The organism is Pelomonas parva, from assembly GCF_043555835.1.
Taxonomy (GTDB): Bacteria; Pseudomonadota; Gammaproteobacteria; order Burkholderiales; family Burkholderiaceae_C; genus Pelomonas; species Pelomonas parva.
This window is the reverse complement of sequence record NZ_JBIGHV010000031.1, coordinates 1-749: the sequence shown is the minus strand read 5'-3', so window position 1 is coordinate 749 and position 749 is coordinate 1. Positions and strand designations below refer to the sequence as shown.

Annotated in this window: 1 protein-coding gene; it reads left to right on the top strand. The window is 68.2% G+C overall.

Features of this window, described 5'->3' with window-relative positions; translation table 11 throughout:
* A partial coding sequence (locus tag ACG00Y_RS28785; RefSeq protein WP_394485090.1) for a carbohydrate-binding domain-containing protein occupies nucleotides 1-749 on the top strand: 749 nt, incomplete at both ends.

Sequence of the window (749 nt, the reverse complement as noted above, 5' to 3'; positions counted from 1 at the left end):
ACCGACACCCTGACGGTGCGCGCCTACGCCAAGCTGGCCGGCGGCATCGGCGCCTTGACGTCCGTGGTTGTCGACGGCATCCAGGTCGCTCAGTTCGAGGTCAAGTCCACGGTCCCGCAAGACTATGCAGTCGCTGTGCCGGCACTCAAGCCGGGCGCCAAGGTGGACGTGGTCTACAGCAACGACTCCGTCGCGCTCGCGGGCGGCGATCGCAGCCTGCAAGTCGTGCAGCTGAACCACAAGGCCACCGCCGTCGTTCCCAAGCCCGACAACAGCAGCATAGACAAGGGGTTGGACGCCGCCGCCTTTGACGGCGTCAACGTGGTTGCAGGCGATTCCGGCCTGTACTGGAACGCCGCCCTGCGCGTGGTCTGGCCAGAGCCCAATCTCACCAGCTCATTGACCGTGCGTGCCAGCGCCCAGGCCGCCGGCGGCTCGGGCGCCACCATGGTGGTCCGCGTGAACGGCACCGTGCTGGGCACCAGCACCGTCAGTGCGACCGCCCCCACCGATTTCACCTACCCCGCCCCCGCCTTCAGCGCCGGCAGCGCGGTGGACGTGGCTTTCCTCAACGCTGGCACCGCCGATGGCGTGGCTCGCGCCCTGAATGTGCACTACCTCCGGTCCGGCACCACCGTGCTGCGCCCCACCGACACCGGCGTGAAGTTCGATGCCGGTGCCGACCTGGCCGCCTATGACTGGGTCAACATGTCCGGCGGCTTGGTAGAACTCACAGCCACCGGCGCCTT